Below are 20657 nucleotides of genomic sequence, written 5' to 3' on the forward strand. Positions count from 1 at the left end.
TTCAGCCTCCTTCGCCGGCCAGGGCATGGATAAGGCGCGCCTCGCTCTCAGCGTCGACATTTCGCATCGAGGTCGGCGTCGAACGCGGAATGGGGGCTTCCCCGTCCATCCAGATCCGTCCCGCAGGCACCATCAGCGGACGGTCTTCGGAGGTGTTGAAGAAGTCCCCGTAGCGTGGAGGCAGGATCCGCTCCCAGTTGCGGAAGAAGGCGTCCAGTACCTTGCCCGACCGATCGGCCTCGTCGCCAGCGACCGTGGCGATGCGTCGTGCGATGATCTCCCGGATCCTGGCGCGCAGCGCTTCAGGTGGTCCCTGGCCGGGACTGTCGCGCAGGGCCGGCTCCAGGCAGCGGATCAGAGCGATGGCCAGGGCGTGGATTGCCCGTTCCGAAACCGGCAGGGCGAACGGCGTGACGCTGGTGGGCTCCACGTGACGGTAGATCGCCTCGTGATAGGGGCGGAAGGTCTCGAAGTGAGAGCGGTCGCGCGGCTTGAAGGGGTTGTAGTTGGTCACCACCAGGCCTGGCTTTGAGGTGTCGCGGCCAACACGGCTGGAGGCCTGGATGTACTCCGAGGCCCCCTTGGGCTGACCCACAATGGTCATCAGGCTCAGGCGCGGAACATCAAGGCCGACTTGGATCATGTTGGTCGCGAAGCAGACATCCACCACGGCCTTATCTGGCAGGGCGGTGAACATCTGTTCCAGAACCTCGGGGATCTCGGCGCTGGGTACACGACTGGTCAGCTCCACCGGCTCATTGATGAACCGCCGCAGGTCAACGGCCTGTCCACGGCTGTCGCTGATGCCGGCCCGCTGCCAGATCCAGTTCAGATATTCGCGGATGTCGGCCTGGATCAGGGTCGAGGCCCGGCCAAGCTCACGCAGGCTGTTGAAATAAGCCACCAGCGACCAGTAGGGGTCGAGCGCGGCGGGGCTGACCTGGCCGCGCAGACCGGCCGGGGCCTGGACCAGGGCGGCGATCGTGCGGATCTGGGCCACCACATGCGATGACAGGCCCGAGCCCAGGACGCCGACATAGGTGCGGCCGGGAATCTCGCTGCGCTCCTCGGCGAAGAACGAGTCTCCGGCCTTCAGGGCCTGGGGCGGGAAAAGTCTCGCCTTGCGGGCATACAGTGCTTCGACCTGCTCATCGGCGCGGGCGATGGTTGCGGTCGACGCGACGATCTTGGGGGTTATGCGGCGGCCATCGACCTCCCGCGCGCAGAGCTCGTCAATCAGCGTCTCATAGTGACCGACCATCGAGCCCAGCGGCCCAGAGATCAGATGCAGCTCGTCCTGAATGATCAGGTCCGGAGCGCCGGCCGTTCCGTTATCGATGCCGAAGATCTTCCGGGCCTCCGGCGTCCAGGCGATCATGGCGAACTTGTCGACCGTGCCGATCAGCAGCGTTGGCAGGCGTCGGTAGATGCGGTCGTCGATCACCTCAAGTGGCAGTCCGGTGTTGAACGGACAGCCCGGGTCCTCGCAAACCAGCCGGACCGAGGCCTGCGGGTCGCGCACCTTCTGATAGCCGAACACTCTGTGGCTATGGCCGACCTGGCGTCGGCCCATCTCGATGCCGCACCAGGGGCAGGACAGCACCACGAACGGGTTCTTGCCCTCGCCTGAGTCCAGATCCGCCAGCCTGGTGATCGCATCGGCGTCGCGGTTGGGCGTCACGCCCCGCCCGACCCACAGACCGATGGTGAAGGGCTCGGCTCCGAGCCGTGCGGTGTTGTCGCGGCGCAGAAGCTCTAGTGCGCAGACAAGGGAGGAGGCGCGCTGGAACTGCTGCGCCGTCAGCAACCGCAGCGTGTAGCGCATCAGCACGCTGACCCCGCCGTTGGCTGGATCGATCAGTCGGCGGTGCAGCATTGACCAGGCCGCCAGGCCCAGATAGGCCTCGGTCTTGCCGCCACCGGTCGGGAACCAGATGACGTCGACCAGATCACGCTCGGCGCGGGCCTCGTCGCCATCGCCGGCCATGCCCGTCAGGTTCATCAGGATGAAGGCCAACTGAAACGGACGCCAGGAGACGGATTGCGGATACTGCGGGGTCGCAAAGGGCCGCTCGGGCGCAGGACCGGTGGAGGTTTCAACCCAGCTTCGGCGCTTTTCCTTATCCGCCGAAAGGCCGTAGTGGCTGCGCTGCTGAACCATCGCCAGATTCATCCATCGGAACGCCTTCATGGCGTCGCCGTCATCCTCCAGCACCCGGATCCCACGGCGCATGCGCGCCAGGCTCTCGTCGCACCGGGCCAGGTGCTCGCCCGCCACGCGCTGCAGATGCAGTGACAGGCCTTCCGTCACGACGGCTCTGCGCTGCTCGCCGATCCACTGGTCATAGGCGTCGGTTAGCCGGCGGCAGACGCCGAGCACCTCGGCCTCCGGTGCGCCGGCCATATCGAGCATCGACAGACTGACGCCGCTGAGCTTGTCGCGCGGCAGGATTGGATGTTGCGTGAAAACCGGCAGGGTCTCGGACCGGACCTGCGTGATCCTGCCATCGGCTTCGGTCCAGTCGGCGGCGCAGCCATGGCCCACCGCATAGGCCGGCCGGTGCCTGTAGAGCAGCGCCAGCTTCAGCTCTTCGTCGTCCAGATCCTCCTCGCGCCGTGAAGGGTAGGGCAGGATGCGGCTTGTCCCTTCGGGCCGGATGTATAGCTCGCACTGAAAGAAGCATTCGATGTCGTCGCCGCCGCCCTTGGCGGTGCGGCGGTTGATCAGGGTAGCGGTGATCAGCCTGCGTCCATCCCCCCACGGACGCTCGATGACGGCCAGATGCGGGCCCGCACCCTTGCCCAGGGGAGTCTCGTTCTGAGTGACCACCGGTCGGCCGCCAGGCGCGATCGCAACGGTTTCGACGGCGGGACGGCGGAACCAGAGATGATCGTCCTCGCCGGGACGGGAGGGCCAGCCGGCGACGTGCTCAGGCGAATAGGTCGCCCAGCGAGCCTCGATCACCAGGCCTTCGCGCGTGTCGGCCAGGAAGCTGACGCCCAGGCTGCTGGGGACGAAGGAATTGAGAACCGGAACCTCGTCATCATCGTCGGGCTCGTCTTCGCTGTCGCCGCCCATCGGTTCGTCGAGAGGCGTCTCTCCTTCGGGATCTTCCTCGTCGGCAGGGGGGCGGTCCTGGCCCGCATCCAGCAGCCCCGAATAGGTCATGCCGTTGGGGAAGAGGATGCCCGCGCCGTAGCGAACCCGGGGGCGGTCCTGCGGGCGCAGGATCTCCTCGCCGTTCAGCGGCGAGCCCGGCCCGCCCCACTGAACTAGGGGCGGCCCGGGATCGGGGCCGACCAGCTCCCGGCGCAGGCTGTCGATCAGGTGATCACGTACGAAGAGCGTCTCGGACACGGTCATCCTCCCGACAGGGCTGCAACGAGATTTTGCTTTTCGCGTCGGGCGATCTCGGGCCGCGAGGTCTGCGGCAGGATCATCACCAGACGGGTGCGCGCCCGCGTCATGCCGACATAGAGCAGGGCGTCCGTTTCATGCCCGGGACCCGGTTCGAGGTCCACCAAGATCACCGCCGGGCTCTCAAGACCCTTGAAGGCCTGGATGGTGGTGCAGGTTACGCCGGCCGCACCCTTGCGGTTTTCCCGGTCGACGATGCGCAAGCCGCCGCAGGTCGTGACTCCCGCCAGCACCGAACGCTCGCGCCGCCGCGGCCCCAGAATGACGATGTCCCGAGCGTTGAAGCCCTCCCGTGAAAGGGTCGAAAGGGCCCTGTCGACAGCGGCCAGCTGCCCTTCGGCGTCGGCGAAGAAGATGCGCTCCACGGCGGGACCGACCGGCTGGTGCTCCGAGGTCAGGACATCGAAAGCGCCGATAATCGCCTGGGTCTCGGTGGCGATCTTGCGGGTGTTGCGGCAGTTGCGGCGCAGCGGCAGCGTTGCGGGCCGAAGCATCCTGCGCAGCGTCGCCAGATTGGCTTCCGGCGCCGAGTAGAGAGCCTGGCGGGAGAAGTCCCCGAACAGGCACAGCGCCGGGCACGCCTCTTCGGACGCCAGCCAGGCCCGCACCAGCGGCACGAGCCTTTCGGCCGCAAAGTCCTGGGCCTCATCGACGATGATCAGATCAAACCGCTCCCCGGAGGCTTCGATCGCCATGGCCGCCGCTTCAAGCCAGTCTGAGAGGTCATGCTCGTCGGCCGCGCCCATCAGACCGGCCGCTTCGATCCGCGGCCGCAGCAGTCGGTGCAGATTTCCCGCCGTCACCAGATCGCCCAGCTCTGCGGCCCGTTCCTCAAGCCAGGCGCCCAGCTCGCGGTTGAAGCAGGTCAGCAGCACCCTACGGCCGGCGGCCGCCGCGCGACGGGCCAGCTCGACCGCCAGCATCGTCTTGCCCGTACCCGCACCGCCGGTGACCAGGCTGAACTCGTTGCCAGCGACATTGTCGAGCACCGCATACTGGTCCTCGGTCAGCACTATCAGCTGCCGCTCCGCGTCCCAGAGGGTGCTGGTCAGCGAGGCCACCCTGTCGAAATCAGGACGGAGGAACCGGCCGAGCGAGGCGAGGGTCTCGCCGGTCGGCGCGCCAAGGCGCCCGACCGCCGCCTGAAGGGAAGGGGCGTTCTGAAGCCGCACCAAGGGCTGTCTGGCCAGGTCTAGCTGATCGATCAGTTCGGCGCGCACGAAATCGGGCGAGGCCGGCGGTGCGAAGGTATCGGTGAAGATCACCGTCCAGCCCATGGGACAGCGGGCCTCGGCCGCGCCGTTGCCGAACGTAGCCTTTATCGCCGCAAGCAGCTTGAACATGCCCTCACGTGCCTGGACGAACGGGCTGCGCTGGTAGCTGGCGGTGTCGCCGTGACGATTGGTTGTCGTCCATACACCTTCCTGGCACTCGACGCGTCCGCCCTTGACCTCGATGCAGAGCAGGCCCAGTTCCGGGATGAGCGCCACGAAGTCGATCTCGCCGTAGACACCGGTATAGGCGCTCGAAAGACCCACCGAATGATAGACCGTCCAGCCCGCCGTCGCCGGGTCATGCCGCAGGAGCTCGAACACCCTGCGCTCGGAGGAGGGGGTGGCCGGGTCGACCACGTCGGGAATCATTCGGGCCATGCGTCGACCTCCTCCTTCGCCAGGAGCTCGTCGAGCAGGGCGTCGATCTCAGCTCGCGCGGCGCTCCCGGGCGTCGGCGAGCGGCGGCGCAGCAGCCGCTGCTTCCAGGTCTCCGAGTCCCAGGTCAGCCGGTTGATCCGGGTGTAGGGCCAATCCCGCCGCTCGGTGTCGATCTGATCGATCTCCAGCAGCCAGACCGTGCCCAGATCAAGCTCGAAGGGCGTCTCGTGCTCGGAGTGTTCAAGGATCGACGCACCACATTCGGCCATCAGCATCTGGGTCAGCCGAAAGCCAGCGTGAACGTGGGCCCGCCGCACGGCCTGCACGCCCTCTAGGCAGTTCTGCCAGTTCGTGATGGTGAAGGCCTCGCCGACCGCCGCAGCGATCATCGGCAGGGAATGTTCGGGTTCGCTCGGGCCGATGGGGCCTTCGTCCGACAGCCACTGGCGAAGCGACTGCAGGCCGCGGTCGAGGCCTTCCTCACTAAGCCTGCGGCGGAGCTTGTCAGGAGCAAGACCAAGGCCTAACAGAGCGCGTCGCCAGTACTCGGCGTCCTGCCGCCGACGCGCATAGACCTCACGTCCAAGCACCTGCTCGGCCATGTCGCGCACGATGTCGCGATCGGCGCCGTCCCGCACGAGAATCAGGTCCCCGTTCTGCAGATCGCGGCAGAGCACGGTGTGCACCTGCGCCTTTCCGTCCGCGCCGGGAACCACCCGCGCGACGCTGTGGTCGTCAGTCAGGGCCATCCATGAGCGGCCCGAAAACCGGCAGAAGCGCGCTGGGCGTCCTTGTTCACCGGGCCGGAGCACCGGCGGCCGCCGCATGGGACGGCCCGCGGTCGTCAGCGGATCGGGCTCCATCGGGGCAGCGGGATCGGGACGCGGCGTCCCCGGCGCCGACGCGGCGATGCGCAACTGCGGAAGACGCTCCAGCAGCGCCGCGTCCGGGCGCAGTCCCTCGATCAGCTTCTGCCTAATACGGACCCGGCGCTGATAGATCTCAACCTCGTGCTGATAGCCCACGAACATGATCTGGCCCGCCGCGCCGGGATCGATCAGGCGCATGAAGGCCTCGCGCCGCATCACCGAAAGCACATTCACTCGTTCAATCGGCCCCAAGCCCGGCAGTTCTCCGGGGGTGACGCAGGTCATCGGCGATCCGGCACCGACCAAGAACCGCTCCACCAGAACCGCGACCCGCCGATGACCCACCACCAGGGCCTGCCGATAGGTCGGCGCGGCGGCCGCAGCCCGGGCCAGGCGCAGCACGCAGTCGCCCTTGGGTGTCATGCCCGCGCTGATCGCACGGGTGCTGAAATCGTTGAGCCTAGCGATCAGGCCCGTGGCCGCCTGGCCGGCGGTCGTCCCCGCCACCGAACGGATCATTCGCGCCAGCTCGGTGAGCCGCCCCCCGGCGTGGCGCAGGTCCTCCAGATCCTGAGCATCGGGCGCGCCCAGCCAGTCTGAGGCTTCGAAGAAGCACTGCCGCAGCAGCGCGTCGGCCTCGGCGATGTCGTCTTCCTCGAGATGCTCACCCACCGCGCCCGAAAACACATTGAGGAGCCGGAAGGCCTCTTCCAGCTCCGGATTGGGCTGCGCCATGACCGACGGATGACGACCGACCCAGGCCGAGGTCTCGGCTATCCGATCGATGTCCGGCACGCCGGTGGCGGCCGCGCTCAGGGCCGGCGAGCCGCTGAGCTCTGAGACCTGCCACCCCTGCGAACGGGTCGGGGCGAAAGCCTCGCGCAGGCGCCCCGGTGCGATAATCAGAAGGGAGTGCCGATCGGCGATCACTCCCACGCTCGTGCGGTCGGCTAGGGCGTCTTCAGGGCGCGCCGAGACGAAAGTGAGCGAGCCCGGCTCGGATTGGACCGCCAGACGGCGGGCGCTGGCGTGATCGCGGGCCACCACGATCATCGGCTGGCCCAGCGAGCCGGCCGGTTCGATCAGGCGCAGCTCGCCGTCGTCCTCGACCACGCCCCACGGCAGCCCGACCGCGACGGCCAGGCTCGGGTCTCCGACAACGCTGGCGAAGCCGAGGGTCTGCGTCGCGCGCCGGAACTCCTTCTGCGAGCCGATCAGCACCACCCTCGTGCGGGCGAGCATGGCGTTGCCGCCCAGCCGGGACCCAGAGAAGAGATCCCACATGGTCGGCGGGGGCTTGGCCCAGCCGGCCCGGTTTCCTGTGCCGTGCGGACGTTTGCGCAGCGTCGGCTCGATGCGGATCGCATCGCGGGCCGGCGCCCAGAAGCGGCCGTCACTGCGGCCGCTGGCCTGCTCCAGCAGGCGCAGCCAGAACCCGCCGTTTTCGCAGCCATCGAACCCGTAGACGCCCTCGTCCGGAAGCACTCTGACGCGGCTGCCGACCTTCAGTCCGTCAAGGATGAGATCGGATGAGGAAACCGAACTGGCCGCCAGATGCCGCGCGCACAGCAGGGCGACGGTCTCGACTGCCAGCCGGGTCTCCGGCAGAAGCAGCGCCAGTGGGGCCTGTGGCGGCGCGCAGGCAGCGTCGGTGAGCAGGCCAATCCACTGCGGTAGCGGTGCCGCGCGGCTTCCGACCGGTCCCAGCGCAAGGCCGCTGGTAATGTCTCCCGACGAATTCAAACCAATTCCGCCCCCCGGCCCGCCGCGAACACCGACGGTCACTAGCCCCTCGGTTGAAGAGACTGCCGCGCGGGTTTGCAGTCAAGCTGCGGATAGCGACGGTCACTCCCAAAATGGTCATGTCGCAGACTCTCCGTGCCCGCAGGGCCGCAGTTCACCAGCGGCCTGCGATCTCGTGCGATGATATTTTGTCGGCAAGCCACACGCGAATTTCGCCGACGACGTCTGCCAAATCCCTTCTGGCTCTGCCGACCAAAGCGCACTCCCAGACCGTGAGCACCCGCCAGCCGGCGCGTTCTAGCGCGAGCGCGGCGGCGGCGTCACGAGCCTGGTTGCGCGCGAACTTGTCGCTCCAGAAAGCGGTATTGACACCCGGCGTGACGCCCTTGGGACAGCCGTGCCCGTGCCAGAAGCATCCGTGCACGAAGATCGCTACGCGTCGCCCGGACATAACGATGTCGGGCCTGCCGGCTAGGCGGGCGTCGTGTAGCCGATATCGAAGTCCCGCCGCATGCAGACCTCTTCTCAACAGCAGCTCGGGCTTTGTGTCACGCGCCCTGATCCGCGACATGTTTCGGCGACGCTGTTCAGGAGTCAGCGGATCGGGGTTTTGCGCGGTTCGCCTGTTGACCTTTTCCGCCATCGTCGTTCCTGCGCTCCCTGCCGGGGTTGCCTCCTGGCGCAATCAGGCCTTGCGCCGCTTCCCGATCGCCTCACGTCGGCTCAGGACCTGGGCCACCCGGCCAGCGATCGCATGGCTGAGCATCGGCGGCACGGCGTTGCCGATCATCTTGAACGCGTCTGTCAGCGCCGCGTCACCAAAGGAAAACCAGTCCGGAAAGCTTTGGATGCGAGCAGCTTCGCGCACGGAAATGGTTCGAGGTGCCGACGGATGAACATAGGCGTAGGTGTCCTTGTTCATGTGGCTAACCATCGTCTTGGCCGGGCGAGAAGCGTCCATGCGCGACACCCAGTCGCCGTGGTTACCCTCCCGCTTGGCGAGATAGCCCTCGCCCAGGAGATGGTGCGGCGCGCCGAGCTTCTCTCCCGCCTGCTCCAGCAGGAGGCGTAGCGGCAACGACCCATTGATGTGCCTCTGCAGATCTCGCAATCCGTCCCGATTCGGCATGGGTTCCCCCGCCCTGGCGGTCACCTTCGCAAGCTGCTCATAGTGACCGTCCGACAAGGCCAGGAGAGAGCGGATGACGGCCGCGAGCTGGCCGATGGTTTCAGAATCATCCGCGCGATAATCCATCCAGCGCTTGCCGGGCCCCATCAGAGCAAAGAAGGCCGCGTCGTCGGCTCTGGGCGCTCGGGCCGCATGCGCGTCGACCCAGGTCGGCGGGGCCGCAGTTCCAGGTCGTGGCTGGCGGATCCATTTCGAAAAGGGATGCTCGCCCAGCGCGGTTTCATCGACCAGTACGCGCTCGGACATGACGGAGCTGCTCTTGATCACGCTTCCGCCCGCGGCTGGCGCCGGCAGACCGGCCAGCGCCAGCGATAAAGGCGCTTCGCGATCCCGGCGCAGATTCAGACAGCTGATGGCATCCGTGCTGGCGGCGTTCCCGTCGGTCCGGGCGAGGACGCCGGTCATGAAGTATCGCTGGCGGTTCTGCGGCACGCCATACTTGGAGGCGTCGAGTACGTCGGAAGAAACGCGGTAGTTGGCCTCGCCATCGGACACATTGGCGATCGCTTCGGCCAGAACATCCGTAGCCTGGAACTCAACCCCGTCCGCTTTTACAACAGATTGAAAATGCTGAACGTTTTCAAAAACGAAGACGTCAGGGCGCAATGCGCCCAACACCATTACATATTGCTGGAAGAGAAGATTCCTGGCGTCGCCCGCCTCGGCGCTGCCATGCGCATGCACGCGAGCGTCACGCAGGCTGCGAATTTTGCCACGACCGATCCGACTGAACCCCTGGCAAGGCGGACCGCCGACAAGCACAGAGACCTTTGAGGTTTTCAGATAGAGATCCCGCAGGCCGAGGCCGAACGCTTCATTCTCGAAAAGCTGGCTGCGCAGCACCAGACGTCGCGCGCGCCAGCGAACCCAAACCTTTCGCACGGCCTGCATGCCGGGCGTTTCGAGGAATCTGACGAAGCTCGAGACCCGGCGCGCTGAAGCGTTTAGCTGGCCGCGCCCGCTAGCCTCCCGCTTCAGGGACACGTTCGCGACCTGATCGTTCCATTCCCACTCCGCCTGCTGAAGTCGCGGCATGTCGATCGTCGGCTTGGGCGCTCTGACCTTCCCTAGATCCCCCGATAGCTCACCCCACAAGATCGTGGGCATGGCCGCCACCTTAGATGAGGGCCGCGGCAGGCGGAGCTGGTCGTGAAAATTGGTGACCGAGGTCTGGCTCAGCGCCTGCTGGTCAATGTTTTCGTAGGCGTCCCGCCAGTCGGACCCGGCCCGAACCTCGTTGAGTTCCTCGAGGAAGATCTGATCGGCCCGCGCAACCGCGTCCAGGAACGCTGGGAAGGCGCCACTCTGCAGGTTCTTAAGCGAAGCGAGCAGATCGTTGTCGCCAAGCGCTCCGCCTGCATGCTGCAGATAGAAGGCCAGGAACTCGGCCTCGTTCATGAACTCCGTCAGATCCGTGGTTCGGCCGACTGGGTGGTCGCCATGGCCCATCAGCTCGGCGTTGCGATTGAGCGTGGCGATAGGCGCGGGCTGGATGTCGAGCGCCAGGATCGTGCGGAAGTGTTCGCCAGCGCCGAACAGATCAAAGCCCAGGCTCAAGCCACCGCAGCCAGAGAAAATATCAACGACCAGACGTGGCTTGGCGGGCGAGGGCGGTGGCGCTTCGCGATCCGTCTCCGGTTCTTCGTCCGCATCCTGCTTCTGCAGAACGAACACGTTTGATGCCGCGCGTCTTCCTGCCAGCCAGTCTTCGTATTTCCGAGCAGAATCGCTGCGAACATGCTCGCCAGCAAGGTGTATCTGCAGGGTCGCTACACCGACACCGATCTCAGCGGCGGCGGCCCTCTCCGTCGTACCGCGCTCGACGATCGCATTTCTGACGCGCGCCATAAGAGATCCGGCGGCGGGAGGTGTCGGATCATGATTCGTCGGCGCGGCCATCTCAAGATGATAGCCAACGATGCCCGCATCTCATGCTCTAATTCCTCAAACTCGCGGTTTCCGGCCTTTACGATGCACCGCTCGCCCATCAGCTTGCTCAGATGTGCCGATAGACCTGACGCGTTCGGCCGCGTCGTAACTCTCATCGCGTCAACCAAGGGGCCTATTTGCGCGCCCGGAACGGCCCAGAGCCGTCCTGAATTCAGCGCGCCGAACACGAGATAGTTCTGAGAATCCCGGCCAAGATACTGCCCCTGCGCTTCATAGAAGCAGTACCAGTAAGATTGGGAAGGCACGATAATAGCGGTGCGACGTCGAAATCATCACTCGAATGGTCTCGTGGATCGACTCGTACAATGAACCCCGAACTTTCGTGAGTTCAGTGTTCTGCTTCGCGAGCAGGATTTTTGAGGCGGCATTGCGGAGCATCCTACCGTCTTTGCGCCGGACGGGGCCCAAGCTGCAGATCCCGATCGCGACGGGGAGCTGGCGGTGCCACACGTAAATTGGGGGCCATTCGCACCAGCGAAAGGCCTGACGGGGACATCAACCGGCGCCTAGCGCGAGACGCCCGCGACCGCGGCTCAAGGATCTGCATGAGGGCGTGGCCCGCGACCAGCCATCGTGTTTCTGGAACGGTGCGAGAGTCTGGAATTGGCGCGCGACAGGCCGTCGCCGCACCGCGCCTGCCTTTCCGCGCCACAGTACGACGCGCCGATTTGGCTGTTGAGATCGGCCTGAACGCGGTCTTCTTACTCATCCCCGTGAGCAATGGGGATGACCGTGGAACCCTCCCAGCCTGAAATCGAACTGTCGCGCAGCCGCAAGATGCTGCGCACCGCCCTGGGGCCGCTGCTACTGGCCAGGCTCGAGGATCCCGGCGTCGCCGAGGTGATGCTGAATCCGGACGGCCGGGTCTGGGTCGATCGCTTCGAGGGTGGTCTGGCCGACGCTGGCCTGGTGCTGTCGGCCGCCGACGGCGAGCGGATTCTGCGCCTGGTCGCCCACCATGTCGGCGCCGAGGTCCATGCCGGCCGGCCGCGCCTGGCCGCCGAACTGCCCGGGACCGGTGAGCGTTTCGAGGGGCTGATGCCGCCCCTGGTGGCGGGGCCGGCCTTTTCCCTGCGCAAGCCCGCCAGCCGGGTCTTTCCGCTTCCGGACTACGTCGCCGCCGGCGTGATGAGCGCCGAGCAGGCCGAGTTGCTGGCCGGGGCCGTTCGCGATCGGATGAACATCCTGGTGGTCGGGCCGACCTCCAGCGGCAAGACCACCCTGGTCAATGCGCTGCTCGCCGAAGTCGCGGCCGGCGGCGACCGGGTGGTGATGATCGAGGACGTGCGCGAACTGCAATGCGCCGCGCCCAATCTCGTGGCGCTGCGAACCGGAGAGGGGACGGCGACCCTTGGTGAACTGGTCCGCTCGGCCCTACGCCTGCGGCCCGACCGCATCATCATCGGCGAGGTGCGGGGGGCCGAGGCTCTGGACCTGATCAAGGCCTGGGGCACGGGCCATCCGGGCGGGGTCGGCACGCTGCACGCCGGATCGAGCCTGGGCGCGCTGCTGCGCCTCGAACAGCTGATCCAGGAGGCGGTGGTCACCGTGCCGCGCGCCCTGATCGCCGACACCGTCGATCTGATCGCTGTCCTGGCCGGTCGTGGCCGCCAGCGCCGCCTGGTCGAACTCTCGCGCCTGACGGGCCTCGCCGCCGACGGCGCCTACCGGCTCACCCCCACCCTGAACCCCTGATCCTTGGAGAGACCCGATGCCCCTTGCCGCCCGTATTCCGTCGCTGCGCCAACGCCTGCTGTCGGGTTCGATGCTCGACCCGCTCGGCCACGTCGCCCGCTTCACGCCCCTGGCGATCGCCGCGCTGCTGGCCACCAAGGCCCAGGCCGCCGGCTCGTCCATGCCCTGGGAGGAGCCGCTGCAACGGATCCTGGAGTCGATCGAGGGGCCGGTCGCCAAGATCATCGCGGTGATCATCATCATCGTCACCGGCCTGACCCTGGCTTTCGGCGACACCTCGGGCGGCTCGCGCAAGCTGATCCAGATCGTGTTCGGGCTGTCGATCGCCTTCGCCGCCAGTTCCTTCTTCCTGTCGTTCTTCTCGTTCGGCGGCGGGGCGCTGGTCTGATGACCGATCAGATTCCCGGTTTCGCCGCGCCGGTCCATCGGGCCCTGATCGAGCCGATGCTGCTGGCCGGGGCGCCGCGCGCCATCGCCCTGGTCAACGGCACCCTGGCCGCGGCCCTCGGCGTGGGCCTGCGGCTGTGGCTGGTCGGGATCGGCGTCTGGATCGTCGGCCACGGCCTGGCGGTCTGGGCCGCGCGCCGCGACCCCCTGATCTTCGAGGTCGGCCGGCGGCATGTCCGCCTGCCGGCCCGGCTGGAGGTCTGAGCCGTGCTCGACCTTCGCGACTATCAGCGGCGCGGCAAGGCGCTCGTCGACTACCTGCCCTGGGCGGCCCTCGTCGCGCCGAGCGTGGTGCTCAACAAGGACGGGGCCTTCCAGCGCACCGCCGAGTTCCGAGGCCCGGACCTGGCTTCGGCCAGTTCGGCCGAGGTCGCCGCCGTGGCCGCGCGGCTGAACGGGGCGTTGCGGCGGCTGGGTTCGGGCTGGGCCCTGTTCGTCGAGGCCCGCCGCGATCCGGCCATGGCCTATCCCGACAGCGCCTTCGCCGATCCGGTCTCGGCCCTGGTCGACGAGGAACGCAAGGCGCGGTTCCGGCGCGCCGGGGCGCACTTCGAGAGCCGCTATTTCCTGACCTTGGTCTATCTGCCGCCGGCCGAGCGGACCGGCAGGCTGGAGGGCCTGTTCGTCGAGGGGCGGGCTTCCAGCCGGATCGATTGGCGCGGCGAGCTTGAGGGCTTCGTCGATCGCTCCGACCGATTGTTGGCCCTGATCGAGGGATTGATGCCCCTGGCCGCCTGGCTGGATGACGCGGCGACCCTGAGCTTCCTGCACGGCTCGATCTCCACGGTCCGCCAGCGAGTGCGCCTGCCCGAGACGCCCATGCAACTGGACGCCCTGCTGGCCACGCAAGCCTTGGACGGCGGGCTGGAGCCACGTCTGGGCGGGGCCCACCTGCGGGTCCTGACCCTCGTGGGATTACCCACCCAGACGGTTCCGGGCGTGCTCGACGAGCTCAACCGCCTGGCCTTCGCCTATCGCTGGACCACCCGCGCCATCTGCCTGGACAAGCCGGCCGCCGCGGCCCTGCTGGGACGGATCCGGCGCCAGTGGTTCGCCAAGCGCAAGTCGATCGCGGCCCTGCTGAAGGAGGCCCTGACCCAGGAGCCTTCGGCCCTGATCGACAGCGACGCGGCCAACAAGGCCGGCGAGGCCGACCTGGCCCTGCAGGATCTCGGCGGCGACGCGGTCGCCTATGCCTATGTCACCGCCAGCCTGGTGGTCTGGGACGCCGATCCGGCCATCGCCGACGCCAAGCTGGCCCTGGCCGAAAAGGTCATCCAGGGGCGTGACTTCACGGTGATCGCCGAGCGGATCAACGCCGTGGAGGCCTGGCTCGGGACCGTTCCGGGGCAGGTCTACGCCAATGTCCGCCAGCCGCCGCTCTCGACCCTGAACCTGGCCCATATCGCGCCGCTGTCGGCGGTCTGGGCCGGACCGCGCGAGAACGCCCATCTGGGCGGGCCGCCCTTGCTGATGGCCCGCACCGAGGGTTCGACGCCGTTTCGATTGAGCCTGCATGTCGGCGATGTCGGCCACGCCCTGGTGGTCGGGCCGACCGGGGCCGGCAAGAGCGTGCTGCTGGCCCTGATCGTCCTGTCGTTTCGGCGCTATGCCGGGGCGCGGATTTTCGCCTTCGACTTCGGCGGCTCGATCCGGGCGGCGGCCTTGGGGATGGGCGGCGCCTTCCATGACCTCGGCGGCGTCTTGGCCGGGCAGGGCGGGGCGGTGGCGCTCCAGCCCCTGGCCCGGATCGACGAGGCAGCCGAGCGGACCTGGGCGGTCGACTGGCTGGTCGCCATCCTGGCGCGCGAAGGCGTCGCCATTACCCCGGCCGTGCGCGATCACGTCTGGTCGGCCCTGGCCAGCCTGGGTTCGGCCCCGGTCCATGAGCGGACGATCAGCGGCCTGATCGCCTTGCTGGCCTCGCGCGAGCTGAAGGCGGCCCTGGCCCCCTATGGCCTGGGCGGACCCTGGGGCGGTCTGCTCGACGGCGACCATGAGAGCGTCGGGACCGACGACGTCCAGGCTTTCGAGACCGAGGGCTTGCTGGGAACGGCCGCCGCGCCCGCCGTCCTGGCCTACCTCTTTCACCGCGTGGCGCGCCGGCTCGACGGTCGGCCCGCCCTGATCCTGGTCGACGAGGCCTGGCTGGCCCTGGATGACCCGGCCTTCGGCGCGCAGCTGGAAACCTGGCTGGGCACGGTCCGCAAGAAGAACGGCTCGGTGGTGCTGTCGACCCTGTCGCTGGCCCAGGTCGAGAAGAGCGCCATCGCCTCGTCGATCGCCGAGCTGTGCCTGACCCGGATCTTCCTGCCCAACGCCTGGGCCATGGATCCGCAGGGGGCGGCGACCTATCGGCGGTTCGGCTTCAACGACCGCCAGATCGAGATCCTGGCGCGAGCCACGCCCAAGCGCGACTACTACCTGCGCACCGCCGCTGGTGATCGCCTGTTCGAACTCGATCTGGGCCCGGTGGCCCTGGCCTTCTGCGCGGCCGCCTCCAAGCCCGACCAGGCCGCCATCGCCGCTCTGTTCGCCGAGCACGGCGCGGCCGGCTTCGCGCGGGCCTGGCTGGTTCATCGCGGCCTTGGCTGGGCCGCCGACCTGCTGCCGGGCCAGCCCGGCGCCGACACGCCCTTCTTTCCGGAGACCCTGTGATGACCCTGACCCGACGCCGTCTGGCGGCGGCCCTGATGCTAGGCCTGGCGGCCGCGCCGCCGGCCCTGGCCCAGGTCGCCGTCTATGATCCCAGCAACTACGCCCAGAACGTCCTGCAGGCGGCGCGCGCCTTGCAGAGCGTCAACAACCAGATCGCCTCGCTGCAGAACCAGGCCCAGATGCTGATCGGTCAGGCGCGCAACCTGGCGGGTCTGCCCTATTCGTCCCTGGCCGCCTTGCAGGCCCAGGTGCGTGAGACCCAGGCCCTGATCGGCCAGGCGCGGGGCCTGGCCTATGACGTCGGCCAGATCCAGGAGGCGTTCAAGGGTCGCTATGGCGCGGTCCCGCTGAACGCCAGCGATCTTGATCTGACCGCGCGCGCCGATCAGCGCTGGGCCACCTCGGTGGCCGGGTTCGAAGACGCCCTGAAGGTCCAGGCCGGGGTGATCGGCGGGCTGGAGACGGGGCGCGGCGAGATGCAGGCCCTGGTCTCGGCCAGCCAGGGGGCCAGCGGCGCCCTGCAGGCCGCCCAGGCCGGCAATCAGCTCCTGGCGCTCCAGGCCCAGCAGCTCTCGGCCCTGACCGCCCTGGTCGCGGCGCAGGGCCGGGCCGACGCGCTGGAGGCGGCCGACCGCGCTGCGGCCCGCGCCGACGCCAGGGCGCGGTTCGCCAAGTTCATGGGCCGTGCGCCGGAGGCTTCACCCCAGCCATGACGCATTCTGCCTTCCCTCGGGCCCTCGTTTGGGGGACCGCACTGATCATCATCTTCGGCGCTGCGATCCTGGCGGGTCGGGCCGCGCCGAAACCCACTCCGGTCCTGACGGCGACACCGTCAGGGGATCCGGCCCTGGCGCGCTGCCGGGCGGCCGGGGAGGCGGCCCTGGACGACCCGGCCTGCCGGAAGGTGTGGGACGCGGCGCGGGCCCGGTTCTTCGGCACGTCGCCGGAGGCCGGGTCATGAACGACACCGGCGTCATCGACCGCTTCTTTCAGGTCTTCAGCCGCTACATCGATTCAGGCTTCGGCCTGCTCGGCGGCGAGGTCGCCTTCCTGTCGACCACCCTGGTGGCCATCGACGTCACCCTGGCCGCGCTGTTCTGGGCCTGGGCCCCGGGCGAGGACGTCCTGGCTCGGCTGATCAAGAAGACCCTCTATGTCGGGTTCTTCGCCTTCATCATCGGCAACTTCCAGGCGCTCTCGACCATCATCCTGGCCAGCTTCTCGGGCCTGGGCCTGAAGGCGGCCGGCGGCGGCCTGTCGGCCGAGGACTTTCTGCGACCGGGCCGGGTGGCGGCGGCCGGCATCTCGGCGGCCAAGCCGATGCTGGAGGCCGCTGCCGAGCTGAGCGGCTTTCCGGCCTTCTTCGAGAACATCGTCCAGGTCGTCGTGCTGCTGATCGGCTGGCTGCTGGTCGTGGTCGCCTTCTTTGTAATTTCTGTCCAGATCTTTGTTTGTATTCTGGAATTCAAGCTGACGACCCTGGCGGGCTTCGTGCTCGTCCCGTTCGGCCTGTTTGGCCGCACCGCCTTCCTGGCCGAACGCGTGCTGGGCAATGTCATCGCCGCCGGGGTCAAGGTCCTGGTGCTGGCGGTGATCACCGGCATCGGTTCGTCGCTGTTTTCCGAGTTCACCGCCGCCATCGGGCCAGGCCAGCCCAATCTCGAGACCGTCCTCGCCCTGGCTTTGGCGTCCCTGACCCTGCTGGGCCTGTCGATCTTCGGACCGGGGATCGCCTCGGGCCTGGTCTCGGGCGCGCCGCAACTGGGCGCCGGCGCCGCGGTCGGGACCGGCCTGATGGTCGGGGGCATGGCGATGGCCGGCGCCGCTGCCGCCCAGCTGGTGGCCGGCGGCGGCGCGAGCCTGGCCGCTGGGGCCGCCGGGGCGGCGGGCGGGCGGCCTGGGCCGTCGGGCGGCGGCGGGGATCTGCGGCCGCCGTCAGGACCCCAAGGCTCCGGGCCCAGTCCGGGACCCGCGCCGGGCGGCGGGTCGGCCGCGCCGACGCCCGCCTCGAACCCTTCGGGCGGTTCGAGCAACGGTTCGTCCGGCGACTCGGACGAGGGCGGGCGGGGCGGCGCGCCGCCGGCTTGGGCTCGCGATCTGCAACATCGCCAGGCCTTGGCTCATGGCGCGGGCCTGGTCCTGCACGCCGCCGGCAGCGGCGACGACCACAGCGCCGGCGCCAGTCCATCTCTCTCGGAGGATCGCTGATGAACCCGTTCAAGGGCTCGCCGCGCCTTGGCGCGACGCCCGTTCCCCAAACCCCCTATCAGCGGGCCGGCCAGGCCTGGGACGAGCGCCTGGGGACCTGGCGCGCCCAGGCGGCCGGCTGGCGGCTGATGGCCGTTGGCCTGCTGATGGCCAACACCGCGCTTTGCGGCAGCCTGGCCTGGCTGGCGACGCGCGGCTCGGTGACGCCCTGGGTCGTCCAGGTCGATCATCTCGGCGAGCCGCGCGTCGTTGCGCCGGCCGCCCAGGGCGTGCGGCCGACCGATCCAATGATCGCCTGGAGCCTGGCCCGCTGGATCGAAGGCGTCCGGTCGCTGCCGGCCGATCCGGTCGTGCTGGGCGAGGCCTGGCGGCGGGCCTATGACTTCGTCGATGACGCCGGGGCCATCGCCCTGTCGGATCACGCGCGCGGCGCCGATCCCTTCGACCAGGTCGGCAAGGTCCAGGTCACCGTCGAGGTCTCCAGCGTTGTGCGGGCCTCGCCCGACAGCTTCCGCATCGCCTGGATCGAGCGGCGCTACGAGAACGGCCAACTGGCCGCCACCGAACGCTGGAGCGGCATCCTCACCCTGGCCCTGCGGCCGCCGCGCGCGATCGAGGGCTTGCGCAAAAATCCACTGGGAATCTTCATCCATTCAATAGCCTGGTCCAAGGAGTTCACGTCATGACGGCGCGGCGCTTGGCCCTGGCGATGGTCCTTCTAGGTCTGGGTTCGCCTGGGTCGGCCTTGGCGTTCGGCGTCGGGGAGCCGGCGGTCTCGGGGCCGGTCGCGACGGCGCGGCGGACCTATCCTTACGAGGACGGCGCGGTCTATCCGGTGCTGGCCAGTCCCGGCCGAATCACCGATCTGGTCCTGCAGCCTGGCGAGCGGCTGGTCGGATCCGGCGCCCTGGCGGCCGGCGACACCGCCCGGTGGATCATTGGTGACACGGTCAGCGGGACCGGGGCCGAGCAGCGGGTCCATGTGCTGGTCAAGCCCTCGGCCCTGGGCCTGGCGACCAACCTGATCATCAACACCGCGCTGCGCACCTATCACCTGGATCTTCGCGCCGTCGCGCGCGGGGCCGACACCGAGGTGCGCTGGCGCTATGCCGCGCCGCCGATCGTCCTGGTCGCCGCGCCGCCGGCCGCCCCGGTCGTCGCGGCCGAGCCGGACCTGGCGCAGCTGAACCTGGCCTATCGGATCAAGGGGCCGCGCGTCGCCTGGCGGCCGCTGCGGGTCTTCGACGACGGCCGGCGGACCTATGTTGAGTTCGGGCCGAGCGTGGCGCTGGGCGACCTGCCGCCGCTGTTCGTGGCGGGCGCCGACGGCAAGACCTCCGAGCTGATCAATTATCGCGTCGTCGGCCGGCGGATCGTCGTGGACCGCATCCTCGATCGGGCCGAACTGCGCCTGGGCCAGGGGCGTTGGGCGCGCCGGGTCCGCATCCTGCGGGAGGCGGGCCGATGAGCGGGCCGATCGACGAGGAGGAAAAGGCCATCGCCCAGACCTTGCGCCTGCGGGCCTCGCCGCCGCCGGTCGCCCAGGTCTCGCGCCGGGCCCTGGTGGTCGGCGGGGCGGTGCTGGGCCTGGGCCTGGCCGGGGCGCTGGGCTGGTCGCTGGTCGAGCGCCACAAGGCCCCGCCCGAGCCGGCCTATGCGCCGGCCGCGCCGCCGCCGGAGCCGGTGGTCAATGCGCCGCGCGGCTATGCCGGACCGGCCGGCGCGCCGGTGCTGGGGCCGCCGCTGCCCGGGGATCTGGGGCGACCGATGCTGGCCAGCCAGGTCGCGCGGCGCGATGACGCGCCGACGGCGGCCCCGGTCGGTGTCGAGGCCGCGCAGCCGTCCCGGAGGATCGATCCGGACGTGGCGGCCGCGCGGGCCGCGCGCGTGGCGGCGGCCGGCAGCGGACTGTTCACCGCCGGCGGCGTGCGGCGTGACGGGGCCGGCGGAGCGATCGTCTCGCCCCTGCCGGGGACGGAGGTCGCCTCGGCGTTCGATCCGAGGATGGTCAGCGCCGAGCGGCTGCAAGCCCCGGCTTCGCCCTATGTGCTGCAGGCCGGGGCGATCATTCCCGCCGCCCTGGTCACGGGCTTGCGGTCCGACATCAAGGGGCCGGCCATTGCTCAAGTCACTCAGGACGTGTTCGACAGTCTGGGCGGCGGGGTGCTGTTGATCCCGGCCGGGGCGCGGCTGCTGGGCGAATACGACAGCGGCCTGGCCGCCGGCCAGAGCCGGCTGGGCGTGGTCTGGACGCGGCTGATCCTGCCCTCGGGCCGATCGATCCTGCTCGACAAGCTGCCGGCCGCCGACCTCCAGGGCATGACCGGCCTGCAGGACGGCGTCGATCGCCATGGCCGCGACGTGCTGGCGGCCGCCGCCCTGAGCACCCTGCTGGCCGTCGGAGCCGAGGCGGGGGCGTCGGACGAGTCCGACCTGGCCCGCGCCGTGCGGCGGGGCGTCTCGGACGCGGCCGGCGATGTCGGCCGCCAGATGGTCGGCTCAAGCCTGGCCCGCGCCCCGACCTTGACGATCCGGCCCGGCGCGCCGCTACGCGTGCTGTTGACCCGCGACCTGGTGCTCGAACCCTATGCGGAAAGGACCGCCCCATGACATTGAAGCTGGGTCCCATCGAGGACGACGCGCCGGTCAAGATCACCCTCGACCTGCCGGCCGCCATCCATCGCGACCTTGTCGATTACGGCAAGGTGCTGGCCGCCGAGACCGGGACCAAGGTCGCAGAACCCGTCAAGCTGATCGTGCCGATGCTGGCGCGGTTCATGGAGACCGACCGGGGCTTCACCCGAGGGCGCAAGACCCGCAAGGCCTGA

16 protein-coding genes are annotated in these 20657 nt (G+C 68.8%); 11 read left to right on the forward strand and 5 right to left on the reverse strand.

Translation table 11 applies throughout. The features are described 5' to 3' along the window. Position 1 precedes the first annotated feature (1 nt). From AC07R7_RS18275 to AC07R7_RS18295, 5 genes are all read right to left on the reverse strand, one after another. Positions 2-3358, reverse strand: coding sequence for a helicase-related protein (locus AC07R7_RS18275; RefSeq protein WP_494636160.1), 3357 nt, complete (start codon positions 3356-3358; stop codon positions 2-4). A gap of 2 nt (positions 3359-3360) precedes the next feature. Beyond that, entirely contained in the window at positions 3361-5070 is a 1710-nt protein-coding gene (locus tag AC07R7_RS18280) for an AAA family ATPase (RefSeq protein ID WP_494636161.1), read from the reverse strand. Continuing rightward, positions 5058-7724: a DISARM anti-phage system protein DrmE domain-containing protein gene (locus tag AC07R7_RS18285; RefSeq protein WP_494636162.1), complete on the reverse strand. Its 2667-nt coding sequence runs from the start codon at positions 7722-7724 to the stop codon at positions 5058-5060. Before AC07R7_RS18285 ends, AC07R7_RS18280 begins: the two co-directional genes overlap by 13 nt. A 112-nt stretch (positions 7725-7836) precedes the next feature. Further along, positions 7837-8325, reverse strand: a complete 489-nt coding sequence (locus AC07R7_RS18290) for a very short patch repair endonuclease (RefSeq protein WP_494636163.1) — start codon at positions 8323-8325, stop codon at positions 7837-7839. Between the two features lie 42 nt (positions 8326-8367). Continuing rightward, positions 8368-10770: a DNA cytosine methyltransferase gene (locus AC07R7_RS18295; RefSeq protein WP_494636164.1), complete on the reverse strand. Its 2403-nt coding sequence runs from the start codon at positions 10768-10770 to the stop codon at positions 8368-8370. Between the two features lie 777 nt (positions 10771-11547). Here AC07R7_RS18295 and trbB point away from each other — a divergent pair. The 11 genes from trbB to AC07R7_RS18350 all read left to right on the forward strand — a co-directional run bounded on the left by trbB (position 11548) and on the right by AC07R7_RS18350 (position 20657). Then, positions 11548-12516: a P-type conjugative transfer ATPase TrbB gene (gene trbB / locus AC07R7_RS18300; protein WP_494636165.1), complete on the forward strand. Its 969-nt coding sequence runs from the start codon at positions 11548-11550 to the stop codon at positions 12514-12516. Between the two features lie 70 nt (positions 12517-12586). Beyond that, positions 12587-12904 (forward strand): TrbC/VirB2 family type IV secretion system protein, encoded by a 318-nt coding sequence (locus tag AC07R7_RS18305; protein ID WP_494636331.1) that lies wholly within the window; start codon positions 12587-12589, stop codon positions 12902-12904. After that, positions 12904-13167, forward strand: coding sequence for a VirB3 family type IV secretion system protein (locus AC07R7_RS18310; protein WP_494636166.1), 264 nt, complete (start codon positions 12904-12906; stop codon positions 13165-13167). The genes AC07R7_RS18305 and AC07R7_RS18310 overlap by 1 nt, the downstream gene beginning before the upstream one ends. A 3-nt stretch (positions 13168-13170) precedes the next feature. Continuing rightward, positions 13171-15621, forward strand: coding sequence for a conjugal transfer protein TrbE (gene trbE, locus AC07R7_RS18315; RefSeq protein WP_494636167.1), 2451 nt, complete (start codon positions 13171-13173; stop codon positions 15619-15621). Next, positions 15621-16334 (forward strand): P-type conjugative transfer protein TrbJ, encoded by a 714-nt coding sequence (gene trbJ / locus AC07R7_RS18320; protein ID WP_494636168.1) that lies wholly within the window; start codon positions 15621-15623, stop codon positions 16332-16334. Before trbE ends, trbJ begins: the two co-directional genes overlap by 1 nt. After that, positions 16331-16582 (forward strand): putative entry exclusion protein TrbK-alt, encoded by a 252-nt coding sequence (gene trbK-alt, locus AC07R7_RS18325; RefSeq protein ID WP_494636169.1) that lies wholly within the window; start codon positions 16331-16333, stop codon positions 16580-16582. Before trbJ ends, trbK-alt begins: the two co-directional genes overlap by 4 nt. Then, positions 16579-17829, forward strand: coding sequence for a P-type conjugative transfer protein TrbL (gene trbL / locus AC07R7_RS18330; RefSeq protein WP_494636170.1), 1251 nt, complete (start codon positions 16579-16581; stop codon positions 17827-17829). The genes trbK-alt and trbL overlap by 4 nt, the downstream gene beginning before the upstream one ends. Next, on the forward strand, positions 17829-18515 hold the full coding sequence (trbF, locus tag AC07R7_RS18335; RefSeq protein WP_494636171.1) for a conjugal transfer protein TrbF: 687 nt from the start codon (positions 17829-17831) through the stop codon (positions 18513-18515). Before trbL ends, trbF begins: the two co-directional genes overlap by 1 nt. Further along, the gene (trbG, locus tag AC07R7_RS18340; protein ID WP_494636172.1) at positions 18512-19297 is read left to right on the forward strand and encodes a P-type conjugative transfer protein TrbG; all 786 of its coding nucleotides are present in this window, start codon (positions 18512-18514) and stop codon (positions 19295-19297) included. The genes trbF and trbG overlap by 4 nt, the downstream gene beginning before the upstream one ends. Then, positions 19294-20439: a TraB/TrbI/VirB10 family type IV secretion system protein gene (locus tag AC07R7_RS18345; RefSeq protein ID WP_494636173.1), complete on the forward strand. Its 1146-nt coding sequence runs from the start codon at positions 19294-19296 to the stop codon at positions 20437-20439. Before trbG ends, AC07R7_RS18345 begins: the two co-directional genes overlap by 4 nt. Continuing rightward, positions 20436-20657: a DUF2274 domain-containing protein gene (locus tag AC07R7_RS18350; RefSeq protein ID WP_494636174.1), complete on the forward strand. Its 222-nt coding sequence runs from the start codon at positions 20436-20438 to the stop codon at positions 20655-20657. Before AC07R7_RS18345 ends, AC07R7_RS18350 begins: the two co-directional genes overlap by 4 nt.

This window comes from Caulobacter sp. GW821-FHT05F04 (assembly GCF_059419665.1).

Bases quoted from the DNA above. Each gene is read 5' to 3' on its own strand.
- AC07R7_RS18345 (WP_494636173.1), top strand. From the start codon at position 19,294: ATGAGCGGGCCGATCGACGAGGAGGAAAAGGCCATCGCCCAGACCTTG.
- trbG (WP_494636172.1), top strand. From the start codon at position 18,512: ATGACGGCGCGGCGCTTGGCCCTGGCGATGGTCCTTCTAGGTCTGGGT.
- AC07R7_RS18305 (WP_494636331.1), top strand. From the start codon at position 12,587: ATGCTCGACCCGCTCGGCCACGTCGCCCGCTTCACGCCCCTGGCGATC.
- trbK-alt (WP_494636169.1), top strand. From the start codon at position 16,331: ATGACGCATTCTGCCTTCCCTCGGGCCCTCGTTTGGGGGACCGCACTG.
- AC07R7_RS18295 (WP_494636164.1), bottom strand. From the start codon at position 10,770: ATGGCCGCGCCGACGAATCATGATCCGACACCTCCCGCCGCCGGATCT.
- trbF (WP_494636171.1), top strand. From the start codon at position 17,829: ATGAACCCGTTCAAGGGCTCGCCGCGCCTTGGCGCGACGCCCGTTCCC.
- AC07R7_RS18310 (WP_494636166.1), top strand. From the start codon at position 12,904: ATGACCGATCAGATTCCCGGTTTCGCCGCGCCGGTCCATCGGGCCCTG.
- trbL (WP_494636170.1), top strand. From the start codon at position 16,579: ATGAACGACACCGGCGTCATCGACCGCTTCTTTCAGGTCTTCAGCCGC.
- AC07R7_RS18290 (WP_494636163.1), bottom strand. From the start codon at position 8,325: ATGGCGGAAAAGGTCAACAGGCGAACCGCGCAAAACCCCGATCCGCTG.
- trbJ (WP_494636168.1), top strand. From the start codon at position 15,621: ATGACCCTGACCCGACGCCGTCTGGCGGCGGCCCTGATGCTAGGCCTG.
- trbB (WP_494636165.1), top strand. From the start codon at position 11,548: ATGACCGTGGAACCCTCCCAGCCTGAAATCGAACTGTCGCGCAGCCGC.
- AC07R7_RS18350 (WP_494636174.1), top strand. From the start codon at position 20,436: ATGACATTGAAGCTGGGTCCCATCGAGGACGACGCGCCGGTCAAGATC.
- AC07R7_RS18280 (WP_494636161.1), bottom strand. From the start codon at position 5,070: ATGGCCCGAATGATTCCCGACGTGGTCGACCCGGCCACCCCCTCCTCC.